This window comes from Sinorhizobium sp. 8-89, from assembly GCF_030124325.1.
GTDB lineage: Bacteria > Pseudomonadota > Alphaproteobacteria > Rhizobiales > Rhizobiaceae > Sinorhizobium.
On the sequence record NZ_JASKLR010000030.1, the window covers coordinates 1 to 14,456 of the forward strand.

14 protein-coding genes and 3 pseudogenes are annotated in these 14,456 nt (G+C 60.9%); 14 read left to right on the forward strand and 3 right to left on the reverse strand.

Features of this window, described 5'->3' with window-relative positions; genetic code table 11:
- The 8 genes and pseudogenes from QN219_RS29570 to QN219_RS29605 all read left to right on the forward strand — a co-directional run.
- Window positions 1-98: pseudogene (locus QN219_RS29570) on the forward strand (VapC toxin family PIN domain ribonuclease); the annotation flags it as partial.
- Between the two features lie 344 nt (window positions 99-442).
- A complete protein-coding gene (locus QN219_RS29575; RefSeq protein ID WP_284003947.1) occupies window positions 443-1,195 on the forward strand; it encodes a FadR/GntR family transcriptional regulator in 753 nt (250 codons plus the stop codon).
- Window positions 1,196-1,258: 63 nt separating this feature from the next.
- Complete coding sequence (gene kdgD / locus QN219_RS29580) at window positions 1,259-2,164, forward strand: 5-dehydro-4-deoxyglucarate dehydratase (protein ID WP_284003949.1); 906 nt, start codon at window positions 1,259-1,261, stop codon at window positions 2,162-2,164.
- A gap of 82 nt (window positions 2,165-2,246) precedes the next feature.
- Window positions 2,247-3,755, forward strand: a complete 1,509-nt coding sequence (locus QN219_RS29585) for an ABC transporter substrate-binding protein (RefSeq protein ID WP_284003951.1) — start codon at window positions 2,247-2,249, stop codon at window positions 3,753-3,755.
- An 80-nt stretch (window positions 3,756-3,835) separates the two neighbouring features.
- On the forward strand, window positions 3,836-4,750 hold the full coding sequence (locus QN219_RS29590) for an ABC transporter permease (protein ID WP_284003954.1): 915 nt from the start codon (window positions 3,836-3,838) through the stop codon (window positions 4,748-4,750).
- 3 nt (window positions 4,751-4,753) lie between these two features.
- Window positions 4,754-5,677 carry an ABC transporter permease gene (locus tag QN219_RS29595; RefSeq protein ID WP_284003955.1) on the forward strand — a complete coding sequence of 308 codons (924 nt, stop codon included), beginning with the start codon at window positions 4,754-4,756 and terminating at the stop codon, window positions 5,675-5,677.
- On the forward strand, window positions 5,674-7,404 hold the full coding sequence (locus QN219_RS29600) for an ABC transporter ATP-binding protein (protein ID WP_284003957.1): 1,731 nt from the start codon (window positions 5,674-5,676) through the stop codon (window positions 7,402-7,404). Before QN219_RS29595 ends, QN219_RS29600 begins: the two co-directional genes overlap by 4 nt.
- Window positions 7,401-7,738, forward strand: a pseudogene (locus QN219_RS29605) (aldehyde dehydrogenase family protein); the annotation flags it as partial. The gene QN219_RS29600 and the pseudogene QN219_RS29605, both read left to right, overlap by 4 nt.
- Before the next feature lie 114 nt (window positions 7,739-7,852).
- On the opposite strand, the gene QN219_RS29610 reads toward QN219_RS29605, so the two are convergent.
- Window positions 7,853-8,164 carry a pirin-like C-terminal cupin domain-containing protein gene (locus tag QN219_RS29610; RefSeq protein ID WP_284003960.1) on the reverse strand — a complete coding sequence of 104 codons (312 nt, stop codon included), beginning with the start codon at window positions 8,162-8,164 and terminating at the stop codon, window positions 7,853-7,855.
- On the opposite strand from QN219_RS29610, the gene QN219_RS29615 reads away from it, so the two are divergent.
- Window positions 8,110-9,012 (forward strand): LysR substrate-binding domain-containing protein, encoded by a 903-nt coding sequence (locus QN219_RS29615; RefSeq protein WP_284003962.1) that lies wholly within the window; start codon window positions 8,110-8,112, stop codon window positions 9,010-9,012. The two genes, QN219_RS29610 and QN219_RS29615, sit on opposite strands and share 55 nt — an antisense overlap.
- A 335-nt stretch (window positions 9,013-9,347) precedes the next feature.
- Here the strand turns inward: QN219_RS29615 and QN219_RS29620 are convergent, their stop codons facing one another.
- Both QN219_RS29620 and QN219_RS29625 read right to left on the reverse strand, forming a co-directional pair.
- Complete coding sequence (locus QN219_RS29620) at window positions 9,348-9,698, reverse strand: DUF2200 domain-containing protein (RefSeq protein ID WP_284003963.1); 351 nt, start codon at window positions 9,696-9,698, stop codon at window positions 9,348-9,350.
- Between the two features lie 307 nt (window positions 9,699-10,005).
- Window positions 10,006-11,418 carry a PhoPQ-activated pathogenicity-related family protein gene (locus QN219_RS29625; RefSeq protein WP_284003964.1) on the reverse strand — a complete coding sequence of 471 codons (1,413 nt, stop codon included), beginning with the start codon at window positions 11,416-11,418 and terminating at the stop codon, window positions 10,006-10,008.
- Window positions 11,419-11,570: 152 nt separating this feature from the next.
- On the opposite strand from QN219_RS29625, the pseudogene QN219_RS29630 reads away from it, so the two are divergent.
- The 5 genes and pseudogenes from QN219_RS29630 to QN219_RS29650 all read left to right on the forward strand — a co-directional run.
- A pseudogene (locus tag QN219_RS29630) lies at window positions 11,571-11,765 on the forward strand (type II toxin-antitoxin system RelE/ParE family toxin); the annotation flags it as partial.
- 234 nt (window positions 11,766-11,999) lie between these two features.
- Window positions 12,000-12,449, forward strand: a complete 450-nt coding sequence (locus QN219_RS29635) for a thiosulfate oxidation carrier protein SoxY (RefSeq protein ID WP_284003965.1) — start codon at window positions 12,000-12,002, stop codon at window positions 12,447-12,449.
- Between the two features lie 45 nt (window positions 12,450-12,494).
- On the forward strand, window positions 12,495-12,797 hold the full coding sequence (soxZ, locus tag QN219_RS29640) for a thiosulfate oxidation carrier complex protein SoxZ (RefSeq protein WP_284004018.1): 303 nt from the start codon (window positions 12,495-12,497) through the stop codon (window positions 12,795-12,797).
- A 127-nt stretch (window positions 12,798-12,924) separates the two neighbouring features.
- Complete coding sequence (locus tag QN219_RS29645) at window positions 12,925-13,170, forward strand: c-type cytochrome (RefSeq protein ID WP_284003967.1); 246 nt, start codon at window positions 12,925-12,927, stop codon at window positions 13,168-13,170.
- Window positions 13,167-14,441 (forward strand): NAD(P)/FAD-dependent oxidoreductase, encoded by a 1,275-nt coding sequence (locus QN219_RS29650; protein ID WP_284003968.1) that lies wholly within the window; start codon window positions 13,167-13,169, stop codon window positions 14,439-14,441. Before QN219_RS29645 ends, QN219_RS29650 begins: the two co-directional genes overlap by 4 nt.
- Window positions 14,442-14,456: the final 15 nt, after the last annotated feature.

Below are 14,456 nucleotides of genomic sequence, written 5' to 3' on the forward strand. Positions count from 1 at the left end.
CCATTGCCGCCTCCAAGGGATTTATCATAGCTACGCGCGACACCAGCCCCTTCGAAGCCGCAGGAGTTATCGTAGTAAACCCTTGGGACCACCGATGAATCCATCTTCCGCTGGTCTCGGGTCCGTATAGGTCAAGAGCAGCAATTCCCTGCTTAGAATCCAACGAAAGCAGAAGGCCTTTAATAGCCTAGCTAGTTGAACAGATGATGAAGCGCGTACAACCAAGTTCGCCCTCGCCCAGCGGATGTTGCCGCTGCGCCTGCAGCGGCTGCAATAGCGGCCCTCCTTTTCTGCGCGCGGGCAGTCGTTTCGCCGCCTGAGCTTCCGCACATTAAATCATCGTATGATTTTGAGGAAGACATGGAGGATTCATAGGATGCTATCGCTTTTGATGCCGACTGAGAGTATGCATGATCTCCAGAGCGGAAAATCTGGAGGAATCATGCAGCGGGCTGAACGTCCAACGTCGCGCAGATCATTCGCGTCACAGGTCGCCGAAGCCCTGCGCGCGCAGATCGAAGCAGGTTTCTACGCGCCCGGTGACAAGCTGCCGACCGAGCCGGCCCTCATTGATCGCTTTGGGTTCAGCCGCACCGTGATCAGGGAGGCGATCGCCGCGCTGCGTGCCGATGGGCTGGTGGAATCGCGGCAGGGGGCGGGGGTGTTCGTGACAGGCGCGAAGCCGGCCGATGAAGGGCTGAAGCTGTTCACGGATGAGACCGACAAGATTTCCGACATCATCGAGGAGCTTGAGCTCCGCATCGGCATAGAGGTGGAAGCCGCAGGTCTCGCGGCGGCCCGCAGTTCGCCGGCGCAGGAAGCCGAGATCCAGGCGCAGGTCGACAAGTTCGCCGACCTCGTCGCTGAAGGCCGACCCACCGACGAGGCGGATTTCCAGTTCCACATGGCAATCGCCACGGCGACCAACAATGCGAGATTCAAGGCCTTCCTCGAACATGTCGGCCGTCGGATGATCCCGCGGGTGAAGTTCAAGACCGTCATGGGCGGCATCGATCCCTTGCCTAGCCGCGACCAGCCGATCCTCGAGGAACATCGCGAAATCGCCGAAGCGATTATCGCCCGTGACCCGGATAAGGCGCGCGAGGCGATGCGCCGGCACCTCGTCACCGGAATCAAGCGCTATCGCTCGTTAATGATCCGTCGCTCGACGGTAGATCGCGAGAAAGGCGATTGACTCATCTCTAAAGTCATCATATGAATTCTCCCACGACATCATATTAATTTGGGAGGAATTCCTTTGTCGCCAGATGAAATCAAGTCGCGTATCGGCTCGGGTCTGCTGTCGTTCCCCGTTACGCACTTCAACGACGACTTCAGCCTCAACCTCAAGAGCTACCGCGAGCACGTCGCATGGCTTTCCGGCTTCGGGGCGGCTGCCCTTTTTGCCGCCGGAGGGACTGGCGAATTTTTCTCCCTCTCGCCAGAGGAGGTCGGCAAAGTGACGCGCGCGGCCAAGGAAGCTTCCGGCGAGGTGCCGATCATCGCCGGCTGCGGCTATGGTACAGTGCTCGCTAAGGAAGCCGCCCGCCACGCCGAAGCCGCCGGCGCCGATGGTCTCCTGCTTCTGCCGCATTACCTGATGGAAGCATCGCAGGAGGGCATCTACCGGCATGTGAAGGCCGTATGCGAATCCACCGGCCTCGGCGTCATCATCTACAACCGCGCCAATTCGGTCGCCAATGCCGAGACCGTTGCGCGCCTCGCGGAAGCCTGCCCGAACCTCGTCGGCTTCAAGGACGGCACCGGAAAGGTCGATCTCGTTCGCCAGGTGACAGCGAAGCTCGGCGACCGGCTCACCTATATCGGCGGCATGCCGACACATGAGCTTTTTGCCGAAGGCTTCAACGGTGTCGGCGTTACGACCTATTCCTCTGCCGTCTTCAACTTCGTGCCGAAACTGGCGCAGCGCTTCTACAAGGCGATGCGTGCGAGCGACCTGGCGACCATGGAAGAGATCCTGCACCGCTTCTTCTTCCCCTTCGCGGTGCTGCGCGATCGCGAGCAGGGTTATCCGGTTTCGATCATCAAGGCTGGCGTCGACCTCATCGGGCGCACGCCAGGTCCGGTGCGCCCGCCGCTGACGGACCTCAAGCCTGAGGAGAAAGACATGCTGCGAGAACTGATCGAGAAGGCTGCAGCCTAAACCAGCAGGTTCGGCCGGCGGGCGAATGGGACGAGGATGCCCGCTGGACGTGGCCAAGATGCAAACACCAAGGGAGGAAAACATGAAGAGGTCAAGTGTTCTTGCGATGGCGTCCGCCGTCCTGATGACGGCCGCCGCATCGCCGGCAATGGCGCAGGCGGAGCAGGAAATCCGCATTGTTCTGCCGGAGCAGCCGGCAAATCTGGAGCCCTGCGGAACGATCATCACCAACGTCGGGCAGATCCTCAGTCAGAACGTGGTCGAGCCGCTGACGGTGATCGACCCGAAGACCGGACAGCCCCAACCGAAGCTTGCGACCGAATGGACACAGGTCGATCCCGTAACTTGGCGGCTCAAGCTGCGCGACGGCGTGAAATTCCAGGACGGCTCGGACTTCAACGCGGAAGCGGTCGTCTTCTCGATCGACCGGATGCTCGGCGGGAAGATCACCTGCAGCAACATCGCCAAATTCGGCGATGCGAAGCTGCAGGTCACCGCCGTCGACGATCTCACCGTCGAGATCAAGTCGGACAAACCCCAACCGATCCTGCCGACGCTGTTGAGTGTCGTCATGGTCGTCTCGCCGAAGACGCCGGTCGATCAGGCGGTCAACGATCCGGTCGGGACCGGTCCCTTCAAGCTTTCGACCTTCTCGCAGCAGACCGTCGTGCTCGATGCCTTCGACGGCTATTGGGGTCAGAAGCCGGAGTTTACCAAGGCGACCTATGTCTGGCGCCCGGAATCCTCGATCCGTGCCGCCATGGTCGACACTGGCGAAGCGGACCTCACGCCGTCGATCGCCATCCAGGACGCGAGCAATCCGGAGACGGATTTCGCCTATCTGAACTCCGAAACCACCGCAATCCGCATCGATACCGCCCAGCCCCCGCTTGACGACCTGCGCGTCCGCAAGGCGCTGAATCTAGCGATTGACTGGGAGGGCCTCGCTCAGCTCTTCGGCGACGACGTCAAGCGTGCGTCGCAGATGGTCGTTCCGGGCATCAACGGCCACGAAGACGCACTCGAAGCGTGGCCTTACGATCCTGAACAGGCGACGAAGTTGCTCGAGGAGGCGGCTGCCGACGGCGTGGCGGTCGACACCGAGATCAAGCTCATCGGCCGCAACGGCATCTATCCGAACGGTGCCGAAGCAATGGAAGCCATGATGACGATGTGGCAGGCCGTGGGTCTGAACGTCAAGCTCACCATGCTCGACGTCGCCGACTGGCTCAGATACCTGCAAAAGCCCTTCCCGGAAGAGCGCGGCGCCAACCTCTTGCAGATGATGCACGACAACAACAAGGGCGATGCAGCCTTCACGATCCCGATCTTCTACCGCTCGAGCGGCAATTACGCGACTCTTGCCGATCCCGCCCTCGACAAGGAGATTGATGTAGCGCTCGCCGCAACGGGCGAGGCCCGCACGAAGGGCTTCAAGGCGCTGTTCGATAAGGCGCGCAAGGAGGTGGTCGCGGACATCCCGATGTTCCACATGATCGGCTACACGCGTGTCGGCACCAGACTTGATTGGAAGCCGGATATCACGACCAACAGCGAAATCCCGTTGGCCAATATTCGCCTTAAAGACTGATCACGGAGGTGCAGGGCGGCAACACCGTCCTGCACCAGCTTTCTATCATTGCGTGCGATATCCTTCGAAGGGCATCGGAAATGTTCAGCTATATAGGACGACGTGCGTCCCACAGCATCCTGTCGGTCATCGGCCTGTTGACGCTCGTCTTCTTTTTGACGCGGCTCACCGGCGACCCGTCCGCCTTGTACCTGCCGCTCGATGCAACGGCGGAGGCGCGGGCCGCATTCGCAAAATTGAACGGCCTCGACCAGCCGATCCCCTGGCAGTTTGCGGAATATCTTACGGACTTGCTGCATCTCGATTTCGGTCAGTCGCTGCGACAGAACCGTTCGGCGATGGAGGTGGCGCTTCAGGCTTTTCCGGAGACACTGAAACTTGCCTTCGTCGCGATCACGCTTTCGACGGCGCTCGCTATCCTCGTCGGATCGCTCGCCGCCACGCGTCCCGGCAGCCTCTTCGACCGTATCGCCAGCATTGCTTCCCTTGCCGGTGCCAGCGCTCCGGATTTCTGGGTGGCGATCGTCGGTATCCTGGTCTTTGCCGTCGGCCTGGAGATCCTACCGACATCAGGCACCGGCAGCTGGGCCCATTGGATCATGCCGATCTTCGTGCTGATGCTGCGGCCCTTCGGGCTGCTCGTGCAGGTCGTGCGCGGCACCATGCTCTCCGCGCTTGCCTCGCCCTACATCAAAACCGCACGCGCCAAAGGGCTTCGCCGGCAAACGATCATCTTCGGGCATGCGCTTCGCAACTCGCTTTTGCCCGTGGTCACGGTCGCCGGCGATCTTGCCACCAGCCTCGTCAACGGCGCGGTCGTGGTCGAGTCGATCTTCGGTTGGCCGGGCATCGGCAAGTTGATGATCGACTCGATCATCCAGCGCGATTTTGCCGTGGTCCAATCGACGATCCTGGTAACGGCGACCGCCATCTTCATCCTGAACATCGCGATCGATCTGCTCTACGCGTTCCTCGATCCGCGCATCCGGTATTGAGCCATGACAATCATATCTCCCGATATCAAGCCGGCGGCGGCCCCAGGCGCCAGTCGTGTCCTGCTCGCCTATTTGCGGCGCGACAGGCTGGCGCTTGCCGCAGCAATTTTCCTCGCGCTCTTCGTAATGGCGGCGATCCTCGGACCATGGCTCGTCGTCGACGCCGCGTCTCGGCTGGAACTGCGCCAGCGCAATCTTGCGCCGTTCTCCCTAGAACATTCATGGATCTACTTTCTTGGCGCCGACACGCTCGGGCGACCGCTTCTCGCGCGTCTGATCGTCGGAGCCCAGAGCACGCTCGGCATCGCCGCGGCCGCGGTTTTCTCTTCCATGCTCATCGGCGGGACACTCGGCCTCATCGCCGGTTACTCCGAACGATGGTACAGCCATCTGATCCTGCGCCTTGCAGACGTTGTGATGAGCTTTCCGTCGCTGCTTCTGGCACTGATCGTGCTCTATACGCTGGGTCCGAGCATCACCAATCTCGTTATCGTTCTCGCCATCACGCGCATGCCGATCTATCTCAGGACCGCGCGGGCCGAGGTGCTGGAACTGCGCGAGCGCATGTTCGTCAGCGCGGCTCGCTCGATGGGGGCGGGACCTGCGAGAATCATTCTGTGGCACATCGCGCCACTTGTCCTGCCGACATTGGTCACGATCGCCGCGATCGACTTCGCGACGGTCATTCTGTCGGAATCGGCACTGAGCTTCCTCGGCCTCGGCATTCAGCCTCCCGACTTTACCTGGGGCGCAATGGTGGCAAACGGGCGCGGGTATCTCTCTACCGCCTGGTGGATCGCCTTCTGGCCGGGTCTTGCGATCATGCTGACGACGCTGTCCCTCAACATCCTTTCGAACTGGGCCCGGACCGTCGCCGATCCGCAGCAACGTTGGCGTCTGCAGACTTTGCGAAAGGCAGCCCGATGAAGAACAAACACGATTCCATTCTCAAGGACGAGGGGCCGATCCTGAAGATCGAAGGGCTCACCGTCGATTTCCTCTCGAACGACGAGCCGGTTCGCGCGGTCGACAAAGTCTCCTTCCATGTCAACCGGGGCGAGACGCTCGTCATCCTCGGCGAAAGCGGTTCGGGCAAAAGCGTCAGCACGAGCACGGTGATGGACCTCGTCGATTGCCCGCCGGGCGATATTGTCGGCGGATCGTGCCTCTTCGACGGCACCGAACTGTCGCGCCTGGACGCGGAGGGCCGCCGAAACATCAACGGTCGCCGGATCGCGATGATCTTTCAGGATCCGCTCGCCTATCTCAATCCGGTTTACACCGTTGGACGGCAGATCGCGGAGGTGTTCGAGAGCCATGACGCAGCACATGGCAAGCAGGCACGTGCCAACGCAATAGAACTGCTTCGGCGGGTCGGCATCCCCGAGCCGGAAAGTCGGGTGGATTTCTATCCGCACCAGTTCTCCGGAGGCCAGCGCCAGCGCGTGATGATCGCCATGGCGATCGCGCTGAAGCCCGATATCCTGATTGCCGACGAGCCGACGACGGCACTCGACGTCAGCGTCCAGGCGCAGATTCTCGATCTCTTGCGCGATCTCCAGCGCGAGACCGGCATGGCGCTTGTCATGATCACCCACGATCTCGAGGTCGCCGCATCCATGGCCGACCGGATCATCGTCATGAATGGCGGAAAGATCGTGGAATCCGGCCTCGCCCAGGAAGTGTTCAGCAACCCGCAACACCCCTACACGCGACGCCTCATCGCCGCACTCCCGCATGGCGAGGCGGCGGAAACGTCGCACAGACGGTCGACGGACCTTACAGGCGCGACGCTTCTCAAGGTGGAGCACCTGACGAAGGAATACGTACTTGCATCCGGCGCCTTCGCCGGCAAGCGCACGTTCAAGGCAGTCGACGACGTCAGTTTCGAAGTGAGGAAAGGCGAGACGCTCGGCATCGTCGGAGAGTCTGGCTCAGGTAAGTCAAGCATTGCACGCATTCTGCTGCGGCTGAACGATCCGAGCTCCGGCGAGGCGATCTATGCAGGCGAAAACATCTTCGAGATGAGCGGGAAGCGCCTCGTTGCGTTTCGACGAAAGGTACAGATGGTGTTTCAGGATCCCTATGGCTCCATGAACCCACGCATGAACGTCCGCTCTATTATCTCGGAGCCTTGGGCGATCCACCGCGATCTCCTGCCCAGGAGCAAGTGGAAGGACCGTGTGGCGGAGCTTCTGGATATGGTCGGTCTGAGGCCAGAACATGCCGAGCGCTACCCGCACCAGTTCTCGGGCGGCCAGCGGCAGCGTATCGCGATTGCCCGGGCGCTGGCGAGCGAGCCGGAACTGATCGTTTGCGACGAGGCGGTCTCCGCACTCGATGTCTCGATCCAGGCACAGGTGATCGATCTGCTTGCCGATCTTCGCACGAGGCTCGGCCTATCCTATATCTTCATCACCCATGACCTGCCGATCGTGCGCCATTTCGCCGATCGGATCCTGGTGATGAAACAAGGAAAGATCGTCGAGGAGGGTCCGACCTCGGCATTGTTCAGCGCGCCGCGACACGAATACACGCAAAGCCTGCTCAAGGCGGTACCGAAGCCGAAATGGCTTACGTCGACCGAAGCGCCGCCGGCAGTGCCAGGCGCGCCTCGACCTGAGCGGTCTAGAAACGGGAGTGTGGCAGGATGACACTTCATCAGAACCTGATTGCCGGCGAATGGGTCGGCACGGACGGCGTTGCCAACGTCAATCCATCGAACACCAACGATGTGATCGGTGACTACGCCCGTGCCACCGCCGACGACGCTCCAGCCGCGATCGCCGCGGCCAAGGCGGCGTTTCCGGCCTGGTCGCGCTCCGGTATCCTCGAAGGCCACGCCATCCTCAGAAAAACCGCCGACGAAATCCTCGCGCGCAAGGACGAGCTGGCCGGCTGCTGTCGCGCGAGGAAGGCAAGACGCTCGCCGAAGGCATCGGCGAGACGGTGCGGGCCGGCCAGATCTTCGACCTCTTCGCCGGCGAATTCGCCGAAATTGGCACACTCCTTGGGTTGATATGTCCGCGACTGGCGGTTTTCCACCGCCTCCCGACAGCCGGCCCGCGGACGCCAAGACCGGCTGACGTCATCAGCCACCGCTCAGGCGGGGATCGCCCCGAACTTGCCGCTTCGGAAGTCGGCCATTGCCTGCCGGATCTGCTCGGAGGTGTTCATGACGAACGGCCCTTGCATGAGGACGGGCTCGTTGATCGGCTCGCCGCTCAGGATCAACGAGGCTTCATTCATCGCCTCTAACGCCACTTTGCTACCGGTTCGCTCGAGAAGTACGAATTGCGCCTCGCGAGCGGCGGTATCGCCGTTCAACTGCACGGCTCCCTTCAGAACAACGACCACGAGTGTATGGCCCTCCGGCAGCGTCAGCGACGCGGTGCCTCCCGGCCGCAGCCGCACGTCCCGGCATACCGCGCTCGCGGCTCAGCCGCCGCGTCGGCCTTCTCGAAGAGCGCCTCGGTGTGCGCCTGATTCATCGTTCGACCCGGCATTTCGCAATCACCGAGATCGGCCGGGAATATTACCGTCACTGCGTCGCGATGATGGTGGAGGCTGACGCGGCACAGGAGACGATCGATCGCATGCGGGCCGAGCCGCAGGGCATCGTGCGGGTAAGCTGCCCGTCGTCGGTGATCTCATTCCAGGTCGGCGAGATGATTGCCAGCTTCATGGAGCAATGCCCCAAGGTCGAGGTGCTGCTGGAAAGCACCAACCGGCGCGTTGACGTGCTGCGCGAAGGATTCGACCTTGCCATCCGCGTGCGCTTTCCGCCGTTAGAGGACAGCGACCTTGTCGTCCGCAAGCTGGCGGACAGCGCCCAGCGGCTGGTCGCAAGTCCTGCAGTGCTGGCAGGCCTGCCGCCCCCTTTCGTTCCCGCGTATCTAGCCGGGTTGCCGAGCCTCGCCTGGGATCCGGCAAGGCAAGAGCACGAATGGCATCTCGATGGCCCGTTTGGTGCAACCGCCGTCATCCGCCATCGACCACGCCTCATCACCGAAGACATGGTCGCGCTGCGGTTGGCCGCCTTGCGCGGTGTCGGCGTTGGTCAGTTCCCGAGCTTCATCGTTCACGAAGACATCCGTACCGGAAGTCTGGTCGATATTCTGCCGGACTGGGCACCGAAAGCCGGCATCATCCACGCCGCATTCCCATCAAGGCGGGGCCTGCTGCCATCGGTACGAACGCTTCTTGATTTCCTTGTGGGGGAATATGCCGCACTCTCTCGTCGGGAGACGTTCCCCGCTTGAGCACAGGTAGAAACTTTCGTTCACCACCACAATGCCGGAACTCTGGGCCCGTTCTACATCTGATCTGCCTTAGCGTACGATTACGAGCAGTCCTCGTTCTGACCCCAGAAAGTCGCGACCGATGCCGTTACGAGAGTCGATGGTTCGATTCTGCTCAAGGCGAGGGATAGGAGTCGATGTCCCGGACCGGGCGGCATGTTGCCGGCTTCCGATCGTCTCAGTTGGGTGGAATGTTGTCGTTCCACATTACCGATTGGACGAGCGCTAAGCGCGCCAGGAGCGGACATTCTGTGATACGCTCAAGGTCTGGCACAAGCCTCGGGCACCTCAGCAACTTATTTTCGCAGGATTTTCTCCATCGCTTTCCCCTTCGCGAGTTCGTCGGTCAGTTTGTCGAGATAGCGGATTTCACGCATGATAGTTTCTTGGATTTCCTCCACGCGGACGCCGCAGATCACTCCTGTAATCAACGTTCGGGAGGGATTCATCCGAGGCGCTTGCGCAAAGAAATTCTCAAAGCTGGTGTTCTTCGCCAACTGATCGTCCAGGGTTTGTTGGCTATATCCCGTCAGCCAACGGATGATTTCATCGACCTCTGCCTTCGTGCGTCCCTTCTTCTCCGCCTTGGCCACATAGTGGGGATAGACGCTCGCGACGCTGACGGAATAAATGCGATGCTTCGTCATGTGTCCTCCTGAGCGTTTCAGATACTTCCTGCCCAGGATAGTTGACTTCAAGGGAGGAGGGTAACCACCCCATCTACCAAGGCGGCAATACTCGGGCCGGGCAAAACAGCGATTTGTTCGGCGTCGTGCCAAGTCACAGCAGGACACGGCCACGCCTATTATCGAGCGCTCCATTCTCAAATTAAGTGCAGCGGCCACGATGCGATGATCAAATTAAGTGCTCATTCTCGAATTATGTGCACAGCTAAAATCTTGATATTATTGACGTCTCTATTCTCACGACTAACTGCCAACCGACAACTTCTGATCATTCTGCCTTGCCAGGAAGTGCTTGGCTTTCCCTTCTGCGCGGAGGCTCGAACGGCAGAACATCCGGCACCACGCGCACGCCGGTGGTAAACTTGAAAGAATAGCCAAGCTCGTTCGGATAGGTCATCTCGAGGAAATAGGCGATCCAGCCTTGGGCTGGCGTTGCCACCTTGCCGGTATAGACGCCGTCCCCTTCGTCGTTCAGCACTGAGCTGCGAAAGGCTGGCCCGATCGTCTCGAGACGGAAGTCGCGCGCTGTCGGGTTCGCCGCCTGCCACAATCGCACGACCGTAGGCTCCGTCTGCGTCCTGAGACGGATCGATCCGTCCTCTTCGAAGCTCCACTCAAATCGCGGTCGTTCCAAGCCGGCGATGATCGATTGGTAGAAGGCGAGGCTGCTCTCTGCCGCGTCCGAACCGCGCAGCGAGTGGTCGGTGTTCGGCACATATCGCAGATAGCTCTCGCCCTTCAGGCCATCGATGTAGAACTGCGAAGAGTCCGGCAGAAAATACTGATCCCCTGTCGAATTGACGATCATCTTCGGCATCGTCAGCCGATCACGATAGGCGTAAGGATCCTCGATTGCGAGGAGCTCGCGCGATTGCGCCGTGCCGAGCCATTGCATGATCCCGACTTCCTGGTAGGGGCCAAGCGCAGAGGCCCAGCGTCCATAGGCGCGATAGTGATGCTCGAAGGAGGGCTCGATGTTCAGCATGTCGATGACCACCGGGACGATCGCCACCACTCGCTTATCGACGGCGGCCGTGGTCCAGGCGGTCCAGCCCCGCTTCGATTTGCCTCCGACCACGAACCGATCGACGATCGTGGCGCCACCCTGCGTGCTGGCGCAAAACGCGGTCACCGCGTCCATCGCCCGGACCACGCTCTTCGTCATGGGCAGGCGGAGCGGCCATGTCTCATCGCCGGTCCTGAGGTACTTCTCCCAGCTATAGGCGATGATCTTGTCCTCCGAGCGCGGCCTTTCCTCCCCTGCGAACGTGAGCGGCTGGTTCGGCACCATGCGCACCTCGCTCACCACCGAGCGCGTCATGACCGCAAGCGACGTGAGGAGAGGATTGATGCGCGCCGGCGGACCCCTCGAGGTTGAGCCTCCGCTTATGACGAGAACGCCGATGCGGGTCTCGACACGCTCAGGCCTGACGATGGTCAGCCAGTGCCTCCAGAGCGGCTCATCGACCTCCCTTACCGTGCGCCATTGTTGCGAGGTCATGTCGAGGACGTACGCGGTGTAGCCGTCGCCCGCTATGGTCGTCACGAGCTCATACCGGTAGGCCGGGTCGGCCGCGGCGACATAGCGGTCAAGCGCTGTCTCGCCGTGAGCCACTGTGGATGGCGTCGGCAAAAGGGCCAACAGGGAAGCGAAAATAGCGGCAAGCGTTGCCTTCGGCATAAGCAGGCTCCCGTGTTGCAGAGCTGTATTCTACACCGCTCGCTCGGGAAGTCAGGGACGAAGCTGTCGTCTGCCCAGCCTTCTTCACGCAGAGGCCGAAGGCCCAGCTATTTCACCAGTCTGCGCGACCGGGTGCGTACTCGGCACAGCAAGTGGATAACAGAACGATTATCCCTAGAGAGCTGGCTCGGAGTGATGTCGAAGCAGCCGTCGTCTATTATGCAGGCGAAGCTGGAACCGAGGTCGCTCTGGGCTTTATCGACACTCTTCAAGTAGCTTACGATTTGATCGCAAGCCATCCCGAATCCGGATCGTTGCGGTATGCTTACGAATTGGGATTACCTGATCGTGTCCAAACATTCGGTGCTTCCGGCTGTCTCCTCGTGCTCAGATTTCGTCCTTCCTGTAAACGACGTTTGCGCAAATCCAAGGCCTATCCCCTCGCACGGTTTTGGTCTGGATCGTGCGCAATTTACGGGGCAAGGGACAGGGTGTACTCTTTCCCAGAACCGCGGTTGGCGACCTTTGAGAAGGCAGGAAATTCTTTTTGACTGCGTGCAAGCCGTCCCGGAGACACAGCGATGAGCCTGACGCGACGTCATATGCTGGCCAGCACAATGGGAACAGTGGCATGTGCGCTTGCCTTGCTGGCGCCGAAGCATACCCGGGGAGCGGATGAGGCGGAGGACTTTCTCTTCCGTCTGACCGGGCGGAAGGCAACCCCTTCGAATCGGCTTCATCTCGTGATGCCAGCGGAATTCTCGACCGGGTATACGGTGCCCATGAGCATCTCGGTCGACAGTCCGATGACCGAGGCCGACCACGTCAAATCCGTCCGTGTATTCGCTCCGAAGAACCCGCTCGTCGAAGTGGCACAGTTTCATTTCGTTCCCGGGCGCAGCCTTCCCCGCGTCTCGACGCGCGTCCGGCTGGCCGCCCCGCAAGATGTGGTGGCGCTTGCCGAGATGAGTGACGGTAGCCTGTTGATGGCAAAGGCCTGGGTGGCTGTCGCTAGCAATGGCTGTCTCTGAAATTTGCGTAAGGAGGTAGGCGTGACCACTCCCATACCCCGTGTGATGGTTCCGGGCTCGGTAGCAAAAGGCGAAGTGTTCACGGTCAAGGCTATCATTCAGCACCAGATGGAAACTGGGCTGCGCACCGATTCCGCGGGCAAGACGATCCCGCGCAAGATCATCAACCAGTTCGTCTGCCGTTACGGCGGGCTCGAGGTCTTCCGTGCCGACCTGCACGAAGCCGTCTCGGCCAATCCTTTCCTGGAGTTCAATCTGCGTGCGACGGAAAGCGGACGCCTTGAGTTCGCCTGGCGGGAGGACGGCGGCGCGATCTATTCACTCCTTCACGACATAGTGGTCACCTGACATGAAGCGGGTGCGGAGGGCCGCGATAGTCTCGCGTGTGAAGGGCCTCGCAGCCGAAATCCGGTGGTTGCTCGGTGTCTCGCTTTGCGCAATCCTCCTTTCTGCCGCAAATTCGGCGGCCGCTGACGTGAGCCAAGGCGCACAGATCGCCGCGACCTGCGCGTCCTGTCACCACCCAACTGACGGCGGGCAGGCCATCCCGCCGATTGCGACATTGGACGAACAGGCTATCGTGAAAGCCATGCTCGCCTTTCGTGCAAGTGAAAGCCCCAGCCATGTGATGCATGCGGTCGCGTTGTCGCTCAGTGACGACGAGCTGGCTGCGACAGCGCGCTATCTCGCTGACAGAGCCAACGCCGGGAGGCAGCCGTGACGGATTGGACCCGTCGCCAGATCGGCGGCCTGGCCGGAGGAGCGATGCTAGCAGTGGCTGCACCACACTTTGTTCGCGGTCAGGGACGGGCTAAGGTTGTAGTGATCGGCGGCGGCATCGGAGGCGCAACGGTTGCCCGATACCTCGGCGACATGAAGTCAATTGACGTCACACTGGTCGAACCGAACTCCACCCACGTCACCTGTTTCTTCAGCAATCTCTACCTTGCCGGCCTTCGGTCGCTCGCCTCCCTGACTTTCGGCCTGGAGACGCTGGCCGAAGGCCACGACATAACGATCATCCGCGACAGCGCCGTGGCGATCGACCCCGCAGGCAAGGCTGTCGAACTTCGCGGCGGCACAAAGCTCTCCTATGACCGCCTCGTCGTCGCCCCGGGGATCGCCCTCAAGTTCGGCGAGATCGAGGGCTATGATGAGGACGCGGCAAAGATCATGCCGCATGCCTGGGTTGCCGGACCCCAGAGTGAACTGCTGCGCCAGCAAATCAAAAGCATGGACGACGGCGGTGTGTTCGTTATCGCTGCGCCTCCAAACCCGTTCCGCTGCCCGCCCGCCCCATATGAGCGGGCCTCGCTGGTCGCTTACTATTTCAAGCAGTTCAAACCGAAATCGAAGATACTCATCCTCGACGCGAAGGATAAGTTTTCGGGTCAGGAATTGTTCCAGGATGCGTGGTCGCGTCACTATCCAGGCATGATTGAATGGCTACCGTCTCAGTTCATCGGGGCCATCAAAGCCGTAGATGTCGCGGCGCGATCGGTAGTGACAGAAGGCGAGACGTTCAGGGCTGCGGTTGCCAATATTATTCCGGCCCAGAAGGCGGGGCTCATCGCCGAGAAGGCAGGTCTCACCGACGCATCCGGCTGGTGCCCGGTCGATCCTGTGACGTTCGAGTCGACGTTGCAGCCCGGCGTCCATGTCATAGGCGACTCGATTGTCGGCGGCGACATGCCGAAGTCCGCCTTCTCCGCCAACAGCCAGGCCAAGGCATGCGCCTTTGCCGTTGCGGCTTCGCTCACGGGGTCGCCTCAGTTTCCGCCGCACCTGTTCAACGCGTGCTACACGTTTCTAGCGCCCGACGATGCTTTCACCAATGCCCTCACCTTCGCACCCGAGGGCGGAAGGCTAAAAACCGTCAAGATGTTCATCAGCAAGGTTGGCGAGAGCCCTGAAACCCGCCGCCGGACGGCCCTTCACGCCGTGGGATGGTATTCCGCCTTCACTGCGGACGTGTTCGGCGGAGGCTCCTGAAGGAATGCCTGACTC